Annotated in this window: 20 protein-coding genes; 10 read left to right on the forward strand and 10 right to left on the reverse strand. The window is 33.0% G+C overall.

The window, feature by feature from the left end:
• Positions 1-305: 305 nt before the first annotated feature.
• On the forward strand, positions 306-596 hold the full coding sequence (locus ACK1U5_RS06660; RefSeq protein WP_001121647.1) for a DUF4183 domain-containing protein: 291 nt from the start codon (positions 306-308) through the stop codon (positions 594-596).
• 64 nt (positions 597-660) lie between these two features.
• Here ACK1U5_RS06660 and ACK1U5_RS06665 read toward each other — a convergent pair whose 3' ends face one another.
• Complete coding sequence (locus ACK1U5_RS06665; protein ID WP_448814782.1) at positions 661-1590, reverse strand: DUF4183 domain-containing protein; 930 nt, start codon at positions 1588-1590, stop codon at positions 661-663.
• Positions 1591-1801: 211 nt separating this feature from the next.
• Here ACK1U5_RS06665 and ACK1U5_RS06670 point away from each other — a divergent pair, with 211 nt between their 5' ends.
• Positions 1802-2347 carry a BclA C-terminal domain-containing protein gene (locus tag ACK1U5_RS06670; protein WP_033667963.1) on the forward strand — a complete coding sequence of 182 codons (546 nt, stop codon included), beginning with the start codon at positions 1802-1804 and terminating at the stop codon, positions 2345-2347.
• Between the two features lie 338 nt (positions 2348-2685).
• Here the strand turns inward: ACK1U5_RS06670 and ACK1U5_RS06675 are convergent, their stop codons facing one another.
• Complete coding sequence (locus ACK1U5_RS06675; RefSeq protein WP_100240153.1) at positions 2686-3300, reverse strand: helix-turn-helix domain-containing protein; 615 nt, start codon at positions 3298-3300, stop codon at positions 2686-2688.
• 57 nt (positions 3301-3357) lie between these two features.
• Between ACK1U5_RS06675 and ACK1U5_RS06680 the strand changes: the two genes are divergently transcribed.
• From ACK1U5_RS06680 to exsF, 5 genes are all read left to right on the forward strand, one after another.
• Positions 3358-3942, forward strand: coding sequence for a LysE family translocator (locus tag ACK1U5_RS06680; protein ID WP_001121281.1), 585 nt, complete (start codon positions 3358-3360; stop codon positions 3940-3942).
• A gap of 179 nt (positions 3943-4121) precedes the next feature.
• Entirely contained in the window at positions 4122-4904 is a 783-nt protein-coding gene (locus ACK1U5_RS06685) for a glycosyltransferase family 2 protein (protein WP_113710707.1), read from the forward strand.
• A 386-nt stretch (positions 4905-5290) separates the two neighbouring features.
• Positions 5291-5563, forward strand: coding sequence for a hypothetical protein (locus ACK1U5_RS06690; RefSeq protein WP_000774115.1), 273 nt, complete (start codon positions 5291-5293; stop codon positions 5561-5563).
• 242 nt (positions 5564-5805) lie between these two features.
• Complete coding sequence (locus ACK1U5_RS06695; RefSeq protein WP_001123247.1) at positions 5806-6090, forward strand: DUF4183 domain-containing protein; 285 nt, start codon at positions 5806-5808, stop codon at positions 6088-6090.
• A gap of 385 nt (positions 6091-6475) precedes the next feature.
• Positions 6476-6979, forward strand: coding sequence for an exosporium protein ExsF (exsF, locus tag ACK1U5_RS06700; protein ID WP_001257877.1), 504 nt, complete (start codon positions 6476-6478; stop codon positions 6977-6979).
• A gap of 636 nt (positions 6980-7615) precedes the next feature.
• Here exsF and ACK1U5_RS06705 read toward each other — a convergent pair.
• From ACK1U5_RS06705 to ACK1U5_RS06725, 5 genes are all read right to left on the reverse strand, one after another.
• Positions 7616-9412, reverse strand: coding sequence for an ABC transporter ATP-binding protein (locus ACK1U5_RS06705; RefSeq protein WP_001243555.1), 1797 nt, complete (start codon positions 9410-9412; stop codon positions 7616-7618).
• The gene (locus ACK1U5_RS06710; protein WP_000834788.1) at positions 9405-11159 is read right to left on the reverse strand and encodes an ABC transporter ATP-binding protein; all 1755 of its coding nucleotides are present in this window, start codon (positions 11157-11159) and stop codon (positions 9405-9407) included. Before ACK1U5_RS06710 ends, ACK1U5_RS06705 begins: the two co-directional genes overlap by 8 nt.
• A 223-nt stretch (positions 11160-11382) precedes the next feature.
• Positions 11383-11979, reverse strand: a complete 597-nt coding sequence (locus tag ACK1U5_RS06715; RefSeq protein ID WP_069604900.1) for a DUF1349 domain-containing protein — start codon at positions 11977-11979, stop codon at positions 11383-11385.
• Between the two features lie 33 nt (positions 11980-12012).
• The gene (locus ACK1U5_RS06720; RefSeq protein ID WP_000528676.1) at positions 12013-12900 is read right to left on the reverse strand and encodes a GNAT family N-acetyltransferase; all 888 of its coding nucleotides are present in this window, start codon (positions 12898-12900) and stop codon (positions 12013-12015) included.
• Positions 12901-13158: 258 nt separating this feature from the next.
• Complete coding sequence (locus ACK1U5_RS06725) at positions 13159-13848, reverse strand: MOSC domain-containing protein (protein WP_001263003.1); 690 nt, start codon at positions 13846-13848, stop codon at positions 13159-13161.
• A gap of 156 nt (positions 13849-14004) precedes the next feature.
• Here ACK1U5_RS06725 and ACK1U5_RS06730 point away from each other — a divergent pair, with 156 nt between their 5' ends.
• Positions 14005-14907, forward strand: a complete 903-nt coding sequence (locus ACK1U5_RS06730) for a LysR family transcriptional regulator (RefSeq protein WP_448814783.1) — start codon at positions 14005-14007, stop codon at positions 14905-14907.
• 96 nt (positions 14908-15003) lie between these two features.
• Here the strand turns inward: ACK1U5_RS06730 and ACK1U5_RS06735 are convergent, their stop codons facing one another.
• Both ACK1U5_RS06735 and ACK1U5_RS06740 read right to left on the reverse strand, forming a co-directional pair.
• The gene (locus ACK1U5_RS06735; RefSeq protein ID WP_000921858.1) at positions 15004-15267 is read right to left on the reverse strand and encodes a hypothetical protein; all 264 of its coding nucleotides are present in this window, start codon (positions 15265-15267) and stop codon (positions 15004-15006) included.
• A gap of 51 nt (positions 15268-15318) precedes the next feature.
• Entirely contained in the window at positions 15319-16443 is a 1125-nt protein-coding gene (locus ACK1U5_RS06740; RefSeq protein WP_113710709.1) for a C45 family autoproteolytic acyltransferase/hydolase, read from the reverse strand.
• Between the two features lie 285 nt (positions 16444-16728).
• On the opposite strand from ACK1U5_RS06740, the gene ACK1U5_RS06745 reads away from it, so the two are divergent.
• Entirely contained in the window at positions 16729-17160 is a 432-nt protein-coding gene (locus tag ACK1U5_RS06745; protein ID WP_048568004.1) for a hypothetical protein, read from the forward strand.
• Positions 17161-17289: 129 nt separating this feature from the next.
• Here ACK1U5_RS06745 and ACK1U5_RS06750 read toward each other — a convergent pair whose 3' ends face one another.
• Positions 17290-18333: an aspartate-semialdehyde dehydrogenase gene (locus tag ACK1U5_RS06750; RefSeq protein WP_113710710.1), complete on the reverse strand. Its 1044-nt coding sequence runs from the start codon at positions 18331-18333 to the stop codon at positions 17290-17292.
• Between the two features lie 129 nt (positions 18334-18462).
• On the opposite strand from ACK1U5_RS06750, the gene ACK1U5_RS06755 reads away from it, so the two are divergent.
• Positions 18463-19329, forward strand: a complete 867-nt coding sequence (locus ACK1U5_RS06755; protein WP_000425905.1) for a LysR family transcriptional regulator — start codon at positions 18463-18465, stop codon at positions 19327-19329.
• Positions 19330-19393: the final 64 nt, after the last annotated feature.

The raw sequence follows: 19393 nt of genomic DNA on the forward strand, positions 1-19393 counted from the left end.
TGTTTTTAATAATTGACTGCTTAGATTAAATACCTAAACTTAAGAGTTTATTTTATTTTTCCACGTTTATCTCTTAGGTTCAAAGACACATTTTAATTTGAATACAAAAACCGAATTTACGATTTACATATATTCCGCAAGTAACAACATCATTTTTTCATATACATAAAGAACACTTCTTTACTAAAATTGGGCTCCCCTTTTAAAGGGGAAGCCGTTTCTATTATAAAAAACTCTCATACAATATAGTGGACAAGTTATTTTATACTTCGTTCTAATAAAATATTGTAAGGAGTGAAAATTAATTGCCTATCATTCAACCATTTATGGCATCTAGAAGATTTACATCTACACTAGGAGCCGGCACAGGTACAGGTGCGGCTTTTGCAATTGCTGCCACAGCTTGTTTAAACGATGCGGGTACTACTGCAACCGCTTTTCCGACTTTCACGTATTACAACTTATATGTGAACGGTATTCTTCAACCAAGCGTGAACTCCAGTGTTACTACTGGTCCTACTGGTGCTATTACAATTCCTGGTGGGGATGCATTAGACGGCGGAATTCCAATTACAATTGAATTTATCGTCACTTAATGTTACCGAATGTAATTCAGAACAAAAAAGACAGATTCCTTTTCACATTAAGAATCTGTCTTTTTTAATTAATAATAATAAATTGTAAAATAATTGAAGAACCTTGCGATGGTGGTTGGTTATCCAATAAAGTTAGTTTACCAGTACTAACTTCATAGAATGGTTGTGGTTGCAGAATTCCATTGATAAACAAATTTACATATGAAACCTCAGTAGGTGATAGTATATTCGTTGTACCATATTGAGCTATGCCATCTGCATCTGTATATATAAGTTTCTCTCCATCTGAAAAAGTGTAATATAGCAAATTAGTTGTTGTTAGAGGGCCAATCCCCCCAGTAGGACCTGTTACTCCCGTTGCTCCCGTTACTCCCGTTATTCCTGTTATTCCTGTTGCTCCCGTTACACCCGTTGCTCCTGTTACTCCCGTTGTTCCTGTTACTCCCGTTGCTCCCGTTACTCCCGTTATTCCTGTTATTCCTGTTGCTCCCGTTGCTCCTGTTATTCCTGTTGCCCCCGTTGCTCCTGTTGCTCCTGTTGCTCCTGTTGCTCCTGTTGCTCCTGTTGCTCCTGTTGCTCCTGTTGCTCCTGTTGCTCCTGTTGCTCCTGTTGCTCCTGTTGCTCCCGTTGCTCCTGTTGCTCCTGTTGCTCCTGTTGCTCCCGTTGCTCCCGTTGCTCCCGTTACACCCGTTGCTCCTGTTGTTCCTGTTGCTCCCGTTGTTCCTGTCGCTCCCGTTGTTCCTGTTATTCCTGTTGCTCCCGTTGCTCCTGTTATTCCTGTTGCTCCCGTTGCTCCTGTTATTCCTGTTGCTCCCGTTGCTCCTGTTATTCCTGTTGCCCCCGTTGCCCCCGTTGCTCCTGTTGCTCCTGTTGCTCCTGTTGCTCCTGTTGCTCCTGTTGGAATATATATTGGTGGAAGAGCTGAAAATGTAGGTCCAATATTCTCAGGTTCTATCTTACCTTTATTTATTGATAATTTGTCATTCCGCTTCAATTTAATTCCTCATTCCACATATTTTTAATTAACTTACATAAGTATGAGTCTATTATTAAGAAATGCTTTCATAACTATTCTTTTTTCTTTCCAAATGATTCATACAGTTATTAAACATTTTACCGTTGCTATAACCCCTATTAATATAATAAAATGATAGTTCCATTCCAAAAACACGAAACTTATTGCATTCTAATTTAAAAATGAGGTAATTTATACTCAAGATAAAAATGAAAAAAGAATAGAAAAACTAGTATCAACGACTCTTGAAATTATTCTTCCATACAGACTTACTGAACCTACCAGAAATACTGGGTCAATAGTTACAACAAACTCTATGTTCGCTAATAATACATTAGGTGATCCCATCACTGTGATATTAGGCGGAACTAATATTCCTCTTTCTAATAACCAAAGCCTCGGTAATTTTACAGTTAACGCCTCAAACGATATATTTACAATTCCTGTAACCAGAAGATATCATTTAACCTATCAAGTTAATACGACAACTGCTCTACTCGCTGGAACAAAACTACTATTAAACGCTTCTACTCCACTTCCTGGTTCTATTTTTTCTCCCGCTATATCAACTTCAAATTATAACAATAATTTAATTGCCGATACTACAATTTCACTTCAATTATTCGGCGTATTATACATCGTTAATTTGGTTGGAGGTGGTTCAACAGGTGCCTCTCTAACAATTATACGAATCGATTTAAAAATGATTCATTCTTTTTCTAATAAACATTATTAAATACTAAGTCTGTCATGATAAGAACCTCCCAATTATTTCATAAAAGTGGTGGCGCATTAAAGAACAAATTGCACTATATTCATAGTAGAAACTATCTATACTAAATTTTCCGTATATATATTATCAATTTACACTGACTTCCACCGATGTTACATTAAATATGAAGACAGTTTCTTTTTTACGAACCATCTCAATACGTATTTGAGAAACGTACTCCAATCCTATACGCGAGAGCAATACTATGTTGACACTCAGATGAGTGTCTTTTTTTGTGAGTAATAAAAAATAAAAACCATCTCTTAAAGATGGTTTTATCTTTTGTTACTATAAATGTAAACTTATGCAGTTGGATAATAAATTGTCATGCTTAATCGAGTCAAAGATTCCCCTAAATTATAATAAGAGTGTGATCTATCGGCCTTAAAACGAATTGAATCTCCACTATTTAATGTATATTGACAGTTATTCACTTCTACTGTCAATTCACCTTCAAATACCGTAATAAATTCTTCTGCGCCTTCTTTATGCCCTTCTGAACTTAATTTCCCTTCTGTTTCTATTTCTACTGTATACATTTCAAAATGTCTATCATCTTGAAAAGGAAAAGAAGGATACACTTTATATTTTCCATTGTCTTCAGACAATGCTTGAATATCTTTTCTTAAAATCACTTTCGTATCAGGCTGAGGATTGTTGATTAAAGAGGTAAAAGAAACTTTCAAGCCATTTGCAATTTTCCATATTGTTGTTAGTGTCGGGCTTGATTCTCCTCTTTCAATTTGTCCAATCATCGTTTTACTCACACCTGTTAATTGGGAAACTTTTTCCAAACTTAATTTTTCTTTTTCTCTTATAGTTTTTAAATTTTTCGCTAGTATAAGTTGAATTTCTTCCATAAAAAACACTCCCACACTATATACAATATAACGACTGTTATGTATAATAAAAAGCACACGTTATATTGTTCTTTTCGGTCATTATAACATACAAAAATAATTAGGGGGGTTCAAATGCCTATATTTTCTTTTTTGTTATTTGTATTTATAAGTAGCTTCACACCTGGTCCTAACAATTTCTTAGCTATGACATACGCAAATCAACATGGATTAAAGAGAAGCATAAACTTTTGCTTCGGAGTAGCTTTTGGTTTTTTCATCCTCACTTCTTTATGTAGTTTCTTTAATGTTGTACTACTTAATATCTTACCCATAATCGAATTCCCTTTAAAAATTTTAGGTGTAGCGTATATGTTATATTTAGCTATTAAAATACTTACTAGTAAAAGCAGTACGAATCCCGTTGAAAAAGATAATAAAAACTTATTCACTGTGGGGATTTCTCTTCAATTCGTTAATCCTAAAGGGATATTATTCGGACTGACTGTAGTATCGACTTTCATACTCCCCTACTACAATTCATATTCAAGTTTTCTGCTTTTCTCATTATTTCTAGGTATAGTCGGTTTACTAAGTACATTTAGTTGGAGTTTATTTGGTTCAATATTCCAAAAAATATTAGTAAAACATAACCAATTATTCAACATCATTATGGCTGTTTTATTAGTTTTCAGTGCTGTTTCAATCGTTATACACTAATTCGATGCTCATTTTAGATTTTGTACTTTTTAATACCACTCTTTATCAATCAGACTACTTTATATACTAATCCATCCACATACCCTATGTGGTTTAAAACTTTTAAGAGGAAACCTTCTAACAATAGGTTTCCTTCCATATCATATTAAATAAGAAACAGGTTAAATACGGAGGTGATTTTGATTAAGACTACTTTAATTTCTCATTTTTACAATGAAGAATATTTACTTCCATGGTGGTTAATGCACCATACAAAGCTATTTGATCATGGCATTCTTATTAATCGTGGATCCACTGATCGTTCAGTTGAAATCTGTAAAACATTCGCTCCTAATTGGGAAATACGAAACTCAAAATCACTCGAATTTGATGCTTATTTAGTTGATCAAGAAGTTATGGAAATTGAAAGAGAAATTACAGGATGGAAAATGGTATTGAATACGACAGAATTCCTGTGCTGTTATAATAAAGAACAATTTTTCAAATCACTTAGCACTATGGGTGGCAATATGTTTTCAATAAGAATGATTATGATGATTGACGAACCGACTCATGGCTACACTAATCCAAGATATAGCTCTCCGCTTGTTAAACAACGTTATCACGGCATAATAATTCAACCTAATCCAAATCAACTATATCTTAACGGTAGATTAATTCACAATAATTCGCACGGGAACTATAGAGTCGGGAGACATGGTTCGCATTATCCTTATAGCATTTACATGGAACCTGCTTTTATTTTTAAATTTTTTTACAGTCCATGGAACGATCCAATGAAAAAACGAAAATTACAAATTGGGCCGACTCTTTCTCAACATAGTGTACGACGTGGATTAGGTTCTCATCACATAACAACAATTGAAAAATTAGAAAAAAAATACAAATACTATGCAACCTTAACTACGGATCTCCGGTTATTCCCAGAATACCAAATTATATTTCCTGATCTTTGTCCTTAATGTCATGAATATTTAGTTTCGACATCCATCCGTTTTTTATTAACATACCAACTCCAACTAAATACTTTTCTCTAGTAGAAATCTGAGCTAGGACGCTTGCAGCACGCAAATTCCTCTTATTTAATCTCGTATCACTAGCCTATAATCTTTCATACCATTTCATTAAGCACTTGATGTTGGATCAGAAATAAAAAATGGTAATTCATTTGGAAAATTTTCAATTTCAGATTATATACCTTCTAAAACAAAAAATTCAAACAATAGAACCTAAACTAATGTTTGAAGTTATGGCTTTATTTTTTTCTTATTATTCACTTTGAAATCTTTTTATAATAATATTGAAAAATACGGTATAATATAAATTACTGTTCTTTAGGAGGATCACAATGGCTGATAAGTATAAATTTTTTATTCTCATTGTTACCGCATTTTTTTCATTCTTTTCTTTAATAAAAGATTTCCGCAACACTTCAAAAAGTTTCTTTTGGGGTAGTTTTATCATTCTTACAAGCTTCATGATACTATTAATACATGCTCTAGATTTAACTCAAATACTTTTTTATCCAAAGCAAATTGCGCTTGAATTTATTACCATACCACGTAAATTATTTCTACCATCTGTCACTGAGGCCGCCAGTTTCCCTCCAACACTAAGATAATAATTTGATTAAGAGCTCTTTCTAAAAGAGCTCTCTTTTTTAACATAAACATACCATATACAAAATCCAACCTTAACCACTTAATTACTTATAAGAACCTAACTTATAAAACGCATAATAATTATACTTATTTACTAGTATACAAGCCGTATCTCTTAGTAGAAGCACAGCATATTATACGATACAGGACAAAACTTTCAAAACACTTGTCCGAGTTAATTTTCAAAAAGGGGTGAACATAAATGCCTATCGTTAAACCTTTTATAGCTGGAAGACGATTTGTAAGTACAGCCGCAACAGGAACTGCTGCTGGAGCAGATTTAACTTTTGCTAACACAGACTTCACTGATGACACTGGTGCTGTAACAACATTCCCTGCTTCTTATGCCTTTTTAACACTTTATATTAATGGTGTTATTCAAACAGGTGATACTATTACTGGTGTGACTACTACAGCTGCTACTATTGTAGGAGGAGCAGTCCTAGATGGAGGCACTCCTATCGCAATTGAATTTACTATAACGTAACTTTAGTTGTCTTTTTAGAGGTTTCATTAAAAGAAACCTCTAATTTTAAAAATTCACATCAATTTTAGTAGCAACTACATAATACAGTGCAAATACTAGATAGAATGATAGAAATTTATACTCACTCTCAAAAAGAGCACTTATCTATAGTGATCTTTTATATAGCGCAATAATTTTTCGTCTATTTGCTCTTGGAGAATCGACTAAGCAGTTAGCTAAATTAGCTAACTGCTTTTTCCATATTGTATTTATTATTATTCATAGCTTTATCCGTAATAGTAACGCTTGTGCACTATCTACTATAAATTTTCATATATTGTATTATGCTTGTCCAAAATGTGAAGTTAATACTCACGAAATCTAAATACAAGAAAGGAGTGAAAATATGCGCTCATCCATTCGTAAATTCGCTAATTTTAATTGTGAAGCACAAGCACCTAGTACACTACCTGCCCTAGGTTTTGCCTTCAATGCTACTTCACCTCAATTTGCAACATTATTTACACCACTACTATTACCTAGTACAGGCCCAAATCCTAACATTACTGTCCCTGTAATCAATGATACAATTAGTACTGGAACTGGTATTAAAATTCAAGTAGCTGGTATTTATCAAATTAGCTATACATTAACGATTAGTCTTGATAACGTTCCAGTAGCCCCAGAAGCAGCACGCTTTTTCTTGACATTAAATTCATCGACTAATGTTATTGCAGGATCCGGAACCGCAGTCCGTTCTAATATTATTGGAACTGGTGAAGTCGATGTATCAAGTGGCGTCATTCTAATTAACTTAAACCCAGGTGATTTAATTCAAATTGTCCCCGTTGAAGTAATAGGTACAGTAGATATTCGTTCTGCAGCGTTAACAGTTGCACAAATTCGTTAATAAGGTGAAACTTTAATCATTGGGGTTTAGTTCATCCCCCCATGATTATTAGCCCTCACCAATTGGGTTGCCCGTTAATGCGGGATAAAAACAAAAGACTTGGCTAACTAACATTTAATGTTCCTTATACACACTAAAATATATTTTTATAGATTTGACACACATTTATATCAAACAAGCATATTTTATTGTATGTTGACTATATAGTCATACAAATCTAAAGCGTTCATAAAAGCACACTTATATGTGTGCTTTATTTTTAATTAAAACCTACAACATTCTCAAACAATATCCATATATTATCTTGATTCCTCTCTAAATATATAGTTTGTCTCAGAGCGCTTTTAACAGCGCTCTTTTTATTTAAATTCCGATTTTTAAGGTTCGATTTTATGATTTACGTTATACACATGCTACGCTACTTTTGAAACAAGGTATACATCTAAAGACTGTAAGTGAACAATTCAGTTATAAAGATATGTTCATAACATTAAATCGCTATTCACATGTTTTGCCTGGAATGCAGGAGGATGCTGTTAAAATATGTAGTGAAAAACCATTTGAATAGTAATATTTACAAATATAAAAAATGCGGTTTCTCCTCTCAAGAGAAACCGCAACATATCAATGTTTTTACTATATTTTAAACTGACTCGTATACAGATCAAAATAAAACCCTTTATCTTCCATGAGAGACTCATGATCCCCTCTTTCTAAAATTCTTCCATCCTTTATAACAAGGATTTGATCTGCTTTTTCAATTGTTTTAAGTCGGTGAGCGATCACAAAACTTGTGCGACCTCTCATTAAATTATTTAGCCCTGCTTGTATTTGTAATTCTGTTCTTGTGTCAATATTAGATGTCGCTTCATCGAGAATTAATATATCTGCATCTGCTAAAATTGCTCGTGCAATCGCAAGAAGTTGTTTTTGTCCTTGACTTAAATTCGATCCTTCTGAAGCAATTTCTGTTTCATATTGATTTGGCAAATGCTTAATAAAAGAATGTGCAGATGCTGCCTTAGCTGCAGTGATAACTTCTTCATCAGTAGCATCTAAGCGTCCATAACGGATATTATCCATAATCGAACCAGCAAATAAATACGTATCCTGTAAAACTACTCCTATTTTACTTCGTAAAGAATTAATATCATAATCTTTTATATCTTTTCCATCAATATGAATTTGTCCTTGCTGTATATCGTAAAAGCGAGTTAACAAATTAATGATTGTTGTTTTCCCTGATCCAGTCGGGCCAACTAAAGCAATTGTCTCTCCTGGCTGCGCTTTAAGACTCACTTCTTTTAAAATCGTTTTATTCTCTGCATAGCCAAATGAAACATTCTCAAGTGCAACATGCCCTTGTAAATTTTGTACAACAAATGCGTCTTTTTTATTTTGAATTTCTGGTACCTCATCCATAATCTCAAAAACACGTTCTCCACCAGCAACTGCCGCTTGAATTGTATTCATTAAAGTCGCAAATTGACTTAACGGTCTTGAGAATTGACGAGAATAATTAATAAAAGCCGCAATAACACCCACTGTTGTCATTCCGTTTAAGACCATAACTGATCCAGTCCCAATGACAAGCCCCATACCTAAGTTATTAATAAAGTTCATACTTGGAAAAATAAAAGCTGAAAATGTATCAGCCTTCGTAGCTGAAACTCTTAGCTGTTCATTAATTTTATTGAAATTTTGTACAGTTTCTTTTTCTTTTCCATACAACGTCGTAACATCCGCACCTGTAATTGCTTCCTCAATAAATCCATTTAATTCACCTAAATCTTTTTGACGCTTCGCAAAGTTTTTACCACTATATGCAACTAGTTTTTTTGTAACGTAAAACATAATAGGTACTGTAATTAAAGTTACAATTGCTAAAATCCAATTTAAGGCGAACATCGCAATCGTTACACCTATAAAAGTTAGCGCTGATGAAATAATTTGTACAACACTTTGTGTCAAAGCTTGGTTCAAATTATCTATATCATTTGTCACACGGCTCATTAAATCACCTTGAGAACGCACATCAAAGAACCGTAAAGAAAGCGTTTGGATTTTCTCAAAAATATCTTGTCGTATTTTTTGAATTGTTTTTAATGCAACGTTAATCATGACAAATGTTTGTAACCATGTTAAAAGTACAGTTACACCGTAAATCGCGATAAGTAACATACACATTCTTGCTGTACCACTTAAATCTTTCGGTACAATATATTGATCTATAATGACTCCCATAAAATAGGGACCTAATAATCCAAGTAAAGTAGTAACAACGACTAGAAATATAACAAACATTAGAGCAGCTTTTTGATAGCCCATATAGTTCCATATCCGCATTACAGTTCCTTGGGCATTTTTAGCTTTTCCCATCTTCGGTGTGTTTCGTCCACCTTTATTAGCAAATTGCCCTTGAAAATTACGCATGTTCTTCCCCACCTTCTTTATGCAAATTACCACCTTGGGAAAGATAAATTTCCTGATAAACCTCACTTCGTTCTAACAATTGTTCATGTGTACCATTGCCAACTAATTCACCATTATCTAATACAAGTATTTTATCCGCATCCATTATGGAAGAAATTTTGGACGCGATTAATAATGTCGTTGTGCCTTTATATTTTGTTTTTAAAGCTGTTTGAATAGTAGCCTCTGATTTTGCATCAACTGCTGATGTAGAATCATCTAATATGAGAATCGGTGGTTTTCTCACAAGTGCCCTTGCAATTGATACACGTTGTTTTTGTCCACCTGATAGATTTGTCGCACCTTGTGTTAAATTATATCGATAAGATTCTTCCAGCTTATTGATAAACTCAGTCGCACAAGCTGATGCAGCTGCTACTTCCAGCTCATCATGTGTTGCATTTTCTTTACCATAACGTAAATTCTCTTCTATACTACCTGAGAACAACAAAGCCTTCTGAGGTACAAACCCTATTGAAGCACGGAGTTTTTGCAAATCATATGTTTTAACATCTATTCCATCTATACATATTTCACCTTGATCCACATCATATAGACGTGGTAACAGTTTCGCTAAGGTAGATTTACCACTTCCAGTTGATCCAATAATCCCTACTTTTTCACCTTTTTGTATGCTAAACGAAATATCCTTTAAAACGTATTCATTATTTTTCGTATAACTATAACTAACATTTTTAAATTCGATATTCCCCTCGATTTTCTCAGGTTCGATTGCATTAGCTGCGCTTATAATATCAACCTCGGTATTTAACACTTGCTGTACACGATCCGCAGATGGAAAAGCTCGCGCAATTTGAATAAATACCATGCTAATCGACATAAGTGACATTAAAATGATATTCAAGTAATTAATAAATGCCAAAATCGCTCCTACTTGAAGCGTTCCATTGAATACTTTTTCTCCACCAATCCATAATGTTGCGACAATCCCGCCACTTACAACTAGCATAATGATTGGCATCATTAAAGAAATAAGTTGCACAGCTCGAATATTTATCTTCGTTAAATTTGTATTTACATTTCCAAATTGGGCGATTTCGTATTTTTGTCTTACATACGCTTTTATAACACGTACACCAGATAAATTTTCTTGTAACTTTGTATTCACTTTGTCCAATGCCTCTTGCACCTTTTTAAATGTACCACTTGCTTTACTTGCAATTAAAATAATCGCAAGTAATAAAATCGGAACAACTACAAGTAATATTGGAAATAACTCTCGCGCTGTTACAAAAACAATAATTATACTTCCCATAAATAACAGTGGACCACGAACGAGAACACGTAATGTCATCGTCATTGCCGATTGAATGGAAGTGATATCATTCGTCACGATCGTTAATAATTTACCTGTTCCAAATGAATCACGATTATTACTAGAAAATGTTTCTATTTTCGCAAACACATCTTTTCGTATGTCTGTAGCGAAATTAACAGCTGCTTTTGTAGAATACATCATACACCCAAGCCCTCCAACTAAACCGAGTGCTGCTGCTCCTATCATAAGAAGCCCCATTTTTATTACATAATTTAAATCCCGATTTGCAATCCCAACATCAATGATATGTTGCATAATAGTCGGTTGAATTAAGTCCATCGCAACCTCAAGTACCATAAATAGCGGTCCAATAATAGCGAAGAACATGTATGGTTTTAAATACTGTAATAACTTACGAAATGATTTCATACATAATCTCCTTTTCCCATAAAATTACCACTGAATAATTCATATCCCTCCTTATTTAATTGATATTTTTTGTAATTTCTTCATTACTTTTATTATATTATGCAAATTAATATTTAACATTATTAAATGATAAGTATTAATGACTTTCTGGTCAATAAATGTGCTTTATATTATGTAAATACAAAAACCGCATTCTTAATGAAAAGAATACGGTTTTTTTCATCTATATTTCTTCAATTGTAAAATTTAAAAACTCAGTCTCAAATCCCTTATTTTTAGAAGGACTACACGTGTAAAAACCTATTTTAATAGGCTCACTCCCTATATCCTCCATTAAATGAGCGATTCTTATTTGTTCCCATTGATGGCTCTTTTTCACATATATTGTATAATCACCGCGTTTTCGAATAATTCGAAAACGAAGTTGTTGCTTAGCTGCTTCTGTTGGATAATCTTGCGTTGACCAATCAGAATATCCATTATTCGTTACGACAGCACCTAAGTGAGATGGCCCTTCAGGGATATATTCTAAAGATGTTTTTAGCCAACAGTTCTCCGAAATCATAACAAAAAGACCTGCTTGATCGAATTTTGAATTTGGATTCATACGTAACTGAACTTCAGCTTGAAAGTCTGTCATCATCTCATTATAAAATACATGACCATTCATTACTTCAAAACCATAATGTGTTTTAAGCCAAAAATCGGTTTCTGCTTTCGAACGGACAATAAACGCATGATTATCATTAATTTTATAGTATTCAGGTACATTCATTATAGTGAGTTGCTCAATACGTTCTGGTATATACGATATATTCATAGCTCCTCCATAATAAAGCATTTATATAGACATTTAAAACTCCGCTAATACTGGGAATTTATAACCTTTAAAATCTAACTCTTTATCACTTCGAACCATTAAATACTTGCTAGACTGTAATTCTGTAAACTGTACATCCTCAACCCCTAATTGATCCGGTGAAAAATAAAATTCGATTTCCGTAAACCTTTCATTGATTTCTCCACATAATTCATCTAAAACCGGAAGTACTGGCGCAAATACTCCAAATAATTTCAACTTTTCATTGTCTACTTCATAAACGATTAAAGCATCTAGTTTCTCTGAATAATACAATTTCTCATTCCATTCCGAATCATACATATTCAAATAAAATGAAGGATGGAAGTTTAAAGTTGAAAAACTATTTGAAAGTCTTTGGCTACTATCAATCGTTTCATGTATTAACTGTCTATTCTCTATATTATAGAAATCTAACTTTTTAAGTAGTGAATGGTTATTATTAATATTTTTATCATATGGTATAGTCATCAAATATTCCTGCACAACTTTAAATCCAAATGCTGTATATAGTTCAGGTTTTTCCGTAAACAATAATGCACATTCACATTTCTTATCAATTTCTTCTATCATTTTACTCATTAATTGTGTCATTAGCCCTTGTCTACGGAAATTAGGGTGTGTCATTACTGATTGAATACCCGCCGCATTTATTTTTTCACCATTAATTAATAACGGGAGTGAAAATGCCGCAACATTTGCAATCACTTTATCTTCTTGTAAAAATGATAAAGCTTTATATGTATCATCCCAATATCCTTTATCCGAAAAATCATTCAATGTTTGAGTTGTAATTCCAAACACTTCTTCAAATAAAGGAAATAACTGCTCCCTTTTCGGTTCTTCTATTAGAAGACTTGCCAATTTTTCAACATTCCCCATGTTGTACCTCCAAATGTTAAATTCCATTAAATTAGATATACTTATATGACCTACTCTTAAAAATAGAGGTCTTACCAATCAATATACTATCATAAAACATAAAAAAAAAGTCTAATTAATTTTATGTTTCGACTATTTGAAAATAAGTCGAATAAAAAAATATTAAGATTTTCGGATATTAATTAGTTTATTTTATAAAAATAGCGCTTTCTAATTAGCTTTTACTAATAGAAATACACTATTGATAATAAAATATTTTTATTCTTTTATCCCTTCAAGTCTTTCCTTCGTATTAATTTCTTCTCCACTTATACGCTTTTCAAAAGACTTTCTCCAACTATTTGAAAGTGCATTTACTTCTAATATCCTTTTTACCCCTTCAATATTTTGTTTTTCCTTATGCATAATACGGTTAGCGAATGCTACTGAAACACCTTTTGGATCAGACTGTAGTCTTTTTAAGGTGTCGACTGATGATACCCATCCTTCTTTTAATACACGAAAATAAAATCCTGTATATCCTGTTTCTTGAAAATATAGTGGTAACTTTGGAATATTATATTTTTTTGCTAATTTAAAACAAGGTTGCCTTGGTTGTGTTACCTGTACGATTGCCTGTCCTAGCTCAAACGTATCACCAATACAAACATCCTCTTCGCTCATACCACTAACTGTTATATTTTCTCCGAAAGCCCCATATACAAGATCTTGATTCAATTCTTTTTCCCAGTATGGATAGTGATCACCAGTATAAACACAAACTGCTTTATCTACTCCTCCATGATGAACTAAGTCAGCTTGTCCATCCCCATTAAATTTTACAAAGGATAAATATACCGGTTCCTTTACTTGTTTCTTATTTATGCCTGTATGAACTACCTTTCCACCGTATGTAACCTCTTTTGGTAATCCTATATTTAAAGATAATAATTGATATTCATTAGCCATTCTATTTCCTCCTTTAAAAGTGTTACATGTATTTTCTCTCAATTAATTTTTACAACCCTCTCTGCTATATAAAGATGATTATAAAACCTTTAAAATCATTGTTCAATTCAATTATTTATATAATAATGATAGGTATAACCTATTATTATACTTGAGGTGATTCCAATCGAATTACGACAACTTGAATACTTTTTAGCTGTTTCAAAAGAATTACATTTCACAAAAGCAGCTGAGAAATTAAATATTTCACAGCCTTCTCTAAGTCAACAAATACGTGCATTAGAGCATGAAGTAGGAATGCCACTTTTCGATCGAATTGGTAAAAAAATATCTTTAACTGAAGCAGGGAAGATTTTATTATCACATAGTAAAACCATTTTTCATGAAGTCGAACAAGCTCGTTCAGCTATTCAAGACCTAAACGGATTACAGCAAGGTTCCTTAACAATAGGGGCTTTGTTAACCGTCGTAAATTATTTACTACCAACAGCTATTTTAAATTTCAATAATTTATATCCCAATATAGAGCTTTCTGTATTAGGGCTTCGCACAGGAGATATTCGTGAAAAATTATTACGAAGCGAACTAGATATTGGAATTACATTTCTCCCGGTGCAAGATAAAGAGATTCTCTCTATCCCTCTATACAAAAGCGATCTTACATTAGTCGTGCCAACTGGTCATCGATTAGCTGAACGTAATCATGTATCTATTGCTGAATTACAGAACTACCCTTTAATTCTTTTACCTAAAAATTTCTTTTTAACCGAACTAATTACATCTCATTGTCAAAAATTCAACTTTAAACCAAGACCAATTTTAGAAATTAGCACGATGGAATCTTTAATCCAAATGGTTTCCAAAGGAATGGGAATTACAGTGTTACCCAAACCATATATAGACTTTTTACAAAATAAAAACATTCAAGCTATTAAAATAGAAAACCCTACTCCAACAATTGAAATAGGGCTAATTTATAGAAAAGATAAATATATGTGTGCTGCAACTCGAGAATTTATTGAGCAACTAAAAAGTACAGTACGTTCTTTCCAAAACTAAACAAAAGAGATTATCCTATGAAACCGTTTCACAACGATCTAGTAGAATAATCTCTTTTCAAAACAAAGTAAACATTATATTAAACTCTTATAGATTTTAATGTACCTTTTTAGATATTGGAATATATTTAGTAAAATATGCACCAACTAGCAATAATACAATTGAAAATAACCAAGTAAAAGCACCGCCAAAGTGAAACCAATATGCAAACATATTTAAAATTGCGAGTGAAAAGAAGCAAATAGAAGTTAACGCACTTTTCAATCCTTTTATCCCAGATTTTTTTCTCTTTTGATAAGCAATATACATCGCAATAACAAGAAAAAAGATAAGAACAAATGGTAACATAACTTTTAGCATTGGTAATCCCTCCAGTGTAAATGCACTCTCTTCATTATCATCTTATCTCATTTATCTTTTAGGCATCAATTCATTCTTATCTTCCCTCCAAAAGTCAGTATAAGTTTTATTTTTAAAGTTCACGTTCACCTCAGAAAACGGCATACTTCCTCCAACTTTCAATGAGTACCAGTCGTTTAAAAGTGGTGATCCGAAACAAATCTTCATTGTACGATCATGTAAATCGAATAATACAGAATGTAAAGTTCCAAACCATTCTTCATAGTTATGTACAGTCAGTCCATCAGGATATTCTTCTTCTACTAACTTTTTTAAAGACTCTATGCTCACTTGTTCATATCCATTTAAATGCTCATGTAAAACATGATATCTCTTTGTAGATTGTTCTAATTTCCTATTATTTAATTTCTTAATTGATGAACTAACTGCATGGTTTGTTGATACAATAAAAGTTTGGTTGTCACCATCAATCGTTGTTGTGGATTTATGACCGTCAAATATTTCAATATGTGCTGCGTTTAAAGGATCAGCTACTATTAAATTAATATTACTAGCAATTGGTATTTCTTCTATTAGTGATTTAGCTTCCTGCACATTTTTACATTTCTCCAACAACAATCGAATTACCGCAAAACACTGTAAACCATTTACCATTGGCTTTCTTAAACCTGCAATGTTTCCTACTGGTTGACCACATGCTGAAAATGTAACAGATAATCCATGTTCGTTAACCCCTTCTGTTCGACCAAAATATTGAGTAGAAAAGCCACTATGTGCATACGCACCTTCAACATGCGTCGAGCAAAAACGCATATCATCTATTACTGGTGATAAATCATAATTTCTTAATACATAAGTGTGAGTTGAATCTGTCTTTTTAGGTAATACTGCACAATGACTACAACCTGCTTTCAATAGTGTTTGATAGTAATACATCATATTTTTTGAAGGAATTTTTAACACTTCACAAAAACCTTCAATTTCTTCATTAATTCCAGAACAATATTGATTTAATATATTTCTAGATTCTGTCCAATGGTTATGCGATATTAAGTTTTCTTGCTCTATAAATTGCGGAATAAGATAAGAATGTTGTTTCACAAATTCACCTTGTTGCTTACCAATTTCATAATGACTTCCTTTGAGCGATGAAAAATACCCCTTTACTTGATACATCAAATTCCCCCTCTTATTAAACATATCCATATCGTACCAAATGAATCCCATTCATTCTTGATGTTTTTTACTACCTTACCTTAACTCCATGCCACTTTAAAACCTCCACTAATAATTATTTACTAAATAATTATTTTTTTGTTAATATTGCTACAGAAGCTTTACTTCAAAATAAAATAGTTTAATATCAAATGAGCAAAATACTATATTGAACTTACTCGTAAGCAATCATCTAATTTTTGAGATTAAGAAACTTATTTATCAAAGCAAAAGGAGAATTTATGTATGAGCAATTGCAAACCAATTGATGAATTAACTATTGAAGACCTAAAACAAAACCCCATTTGGGAATGGGCAATAGATGAAGAGGAAAACGAAGAACATGACGAAACATGGGTAAAACCAGCAGCAACTACTAATTTTACAGAGGAGCTAAACGGTTCAATCGTACTAGGCGAACTATTCTTACATAATGGTGAAAAATTCCCTATGATGTGTGAAATTGACATTGAAAATAACGAGGCAGTAATTCGTTCTGTTGTTTATTATAACGAAGCAGAAAATGAGTATATTGCTATAGAAGATATTGTGAAAACGGTCGAAATGCCGTTATCGATTATTATTAACCTAACAATTCATGCAGAATCCAAAACCTTATGCTTCACTGCACATAAAGTAGATATTTATAAAAATTCAATAACGACTAATTTAAATTAAAGTTGGGCGAAATAAAGAAAACAATTATTAAATAAAGTGAAGCTTTAATCAGTGGGGGTCTTACTGCCCAGCAAATAGCGGGATAAAAACCGGAAAATGATTATCGATTCCCCGGTTTTTCAAACTAGATTAAAGTATTCCCTTTTCTACTAAAGTCTCTGCGATTTGAACTGAATTCCAAGCCGCACCTTTTAATAGGTTATCAGAAACAATCCAGAGGTGGAATCCGTTTGGCATATCAGGATCTTTACGTATTCTTCCGACAAATGTATCTATTTTCCCTTCTGCATATAATGGCATTGGATACAGCTGTTTACTAGGGTTATCCTGCAAAATAACACCTGGTGCATCCATTAATACTTCCTTAATTTCCGTAACGGTTGCTTCTTTTTCCAGTTCTATATAAACCGATTCTGAATGCCCTGATACAACTGGAACACGTACACAAGTAGCTGCCATTTTCAGGTTTTCATCTTCTAATATTTTCTTCGTTTCTTGAATCATTTTTACTTCTTCAAAAGTAAAATCATTGTCTGTAAATATATCTACTTGAGGCAGTACATTAAACGCTATTGGGTAATGTTTTTTATCTTTTTTCGCCGGTAATATACTACTTTTCACTTCTTCACCAGCAAGCATAGACTTAGCCTGCTCTTGTAATTCATGAATCGCATGAATGCCAGAACCCGATACGGCTTGATATGTTGAAACGATAATTCTTTCTAAACCGAATGATTTTCGAATCGGCTGAAGTGCTGTTACCATCTGTAATGCTGAACAATTTGGAACTGCAATGATACCTTTATGCTGCTTTAAAGTATGCGCATTCACTTCCGGAACAACGAGCGGTACATCTTGCGCCATTCGGTACTCACTTGTGTTATCAATTACAATCGCACCACTAGAAACTGCATGAGTTACAAATTGTCTAGATACTTCTCCCCCAGCGCTAAAAAAGGCAATATCTACACCTTCAAAGCTAGTTGTTTTTGCCTCTTTTATAATTATCTCTCTTCCTTTGAATCTTACTTTCTTACCAGCGGATCGTTTTGACGAAAGCAATGTAACTTCAACTATATTAAACTTCATTTCATTCTCTAACAGTTCAATAATTTTTTGTCCTACCGCACCTGTAGCCCCAACAACAGCTACATGATAGCCCTTTTTTTTCATCTTTTCTCCTCCAATATCACCTGAATGAATATTTCTACAATTTCATTTTATACAGAATTTAATCATTTGGAAAATTAAAATACATGATATAATCATTCAAAAATCATGATAATAAAAGAGGGATTGCTTATGGAAATGAGACATGTTAAAACATTTTGCGCCATTGTGAAGTATGGTAATTTTTCTAAGGCTGCGCATGCGCTAGGTTATGCGCAATCTACTGTTACAGCACATATGAAAGCTTTAGAGAACGATTTACATATTCCTCTTTTCGATCGGTTAGGGAAAAAAGTGCTACTTACAAAAGCAGGTCATCAATTTCATCCTTATGCATTAGAATTACTTTCAATATATGAAAAAGCGCGAGAAATCCCCCAAAATACAGATTATTTAGAAGGTACATTAAGTATTACATCTAATGAATCATTAGCGGTATACCGATTACCACAATTATTACGTACTTACAAACAGAAAAATCCGAAAGTAAATATCGTACTTGAAACAAACACAAATGAACAAGCATTACAAAAATTACGTGAAGGAGAAACAGACGTTGTCTTCATAATTGGAGAAAGTATAGAACATAATGATTTTATTACGCGTACTTTTAGTAATGAAACATTTGGATGGATTTTACCAGCTTATTCCTCTGCGCATACAAATCCATTCCAGTTATTACAGGACACCCAGTTCATTTTTACAGAACAAAGCTGCGGCTATAGGCCAATGGTAGATCGTTTTTTATGTCAAAGTGGAAATATTCCAGCTAAAACATTTGAAACTTCCAATGTTGAAGTCATTAAACAATCCGTTATGTGTGAGTTAGGCATTTCAATTCTTCCTTATATCGTTGTACAAGAAAGTTGCCAAAAAGGACAACTATGTTTTCAACCTATCGAAACTCCAACAGTTATTCAAAGTTATGTAATCTATCATAAATCTAGATGGATTTCCCCGGTATTACAATCGTTCCTTTCCTTACTTGAACGAGACTAAAATATTAAGACGTACATAGAAAAAGAGTAATTGCCTAATAAGCAATTACTCTCTTTCATTAATT

This window comes from Bacillus sp. XB1 (assembly GCF_053557995.1).

What these genes read in the sequence shown, in the direction of transcription:
- ACK1U5_RS06745 (WP_048568004.1), top strand. Translation starts at nt 16,729, where the DNA reads ATGAGCAATTGCAAACCAATTGATGAATTAACTATTGAAGACCTAAAA.
- ACK1U5_RS06690 (WP_000774115.1), top strand. Translation starts at nt 5,291, where the DNA reads ATGGCTGATAAGTATAAATTTTTTATTCTCATTGTTACCGCATTTTTT.
- ACK1U5_RS06695 (WP_001123247.1), top strand. Translation starts at nt 5,806, where the DNA reads ATGCCTATCGTTAAACCTTTTATAGCTGGAAGACGATTTGTAAGTACA.
- ACK1U5_RS06755 (WP_000425905.1), top strand. Translation starts at nt 18,463, where the DNA reads ATGGAAATGAGACATGTTAAAACATTTTGCGCCATTGTGAAGTATGGT.
- ACK1U5_RS06735 (WP_000921858.1), bottom strand. Translation starts at nt 15,267, where the DNA reads ATGCTAAAAGTTATGTTACCATTTGTTCTTATCTTTTTTCTTGTTATT.
- ACK1U5_RS06680 (WP_001121281.1), top strand. Translation starts at nt 3,358, where the DNA reads ATGCCTATATTTTCTTTTTTGTTATTTGTATTTATAAGTAGCTTCACA.
- ACK1U5_RS06740 (WP_113710709.1), bottom strand. Translation starts at nt 16,443, where the DNA reads ATGTATCAAGTAAAGGGGTATTTTTCATCGCTCAAAGGAAGTCATTAT.
- ACK1U5_RS06710 (WP_000834788.1), bottom strand. Translation starts at nt 11,159, where the DNA reads ATGAAATCATTTCGTAAGTTATTACAGTATTTAAAACCATACATGTTC.
- exsF (WP_001257877.1), top strand. Translation starts at nt 6,476, where the DNA reads ATGCGCTCATCCATTCGTAAATTCGCTAATTTTAATTGTGAAGCACAA.
- ACK1U5_RS06720 (WP_000528676.1), bottom strand. Translation starts at nt 12,900, where the DNA reads ATGGGGAATGTTGAAAAATTGGCAAGTCTTCTAATAGAAGAACCGAAA.
- ACK1U5_RS06705 (WP_001243555.1), bottom strand. Translation starts at nt 9,412, where the DNA reads ATGCGTAATTTTCAAGGGCAATTTGCTAATAAAGGTGGACGAAACACA.
- ACK1U5_RS06750 (WP_113710710.1), bottom strand. Translation starts at nt 18,333, where the DNA reads ATGAAAAAAAAGGGCTATCATGTAGCTGTTGTTGGGGCTACAGGTGCG.
- ACK1U5_RS06725 (WP_001263003.1), bottom strand. Translation starts at nt 13,848, where the DNA reads ATGGCTAATGAATATCAATTATTATCTTTAAATATAGGATTACCAAAA.
- ACK1U5_RS06715 (WP_069604900.1), bottom strand. Translation starts at nt 11,979, where the DNA reads ATGAATATATCGTATATACCAGAACGTATTGAGCAACTCACTATAATG.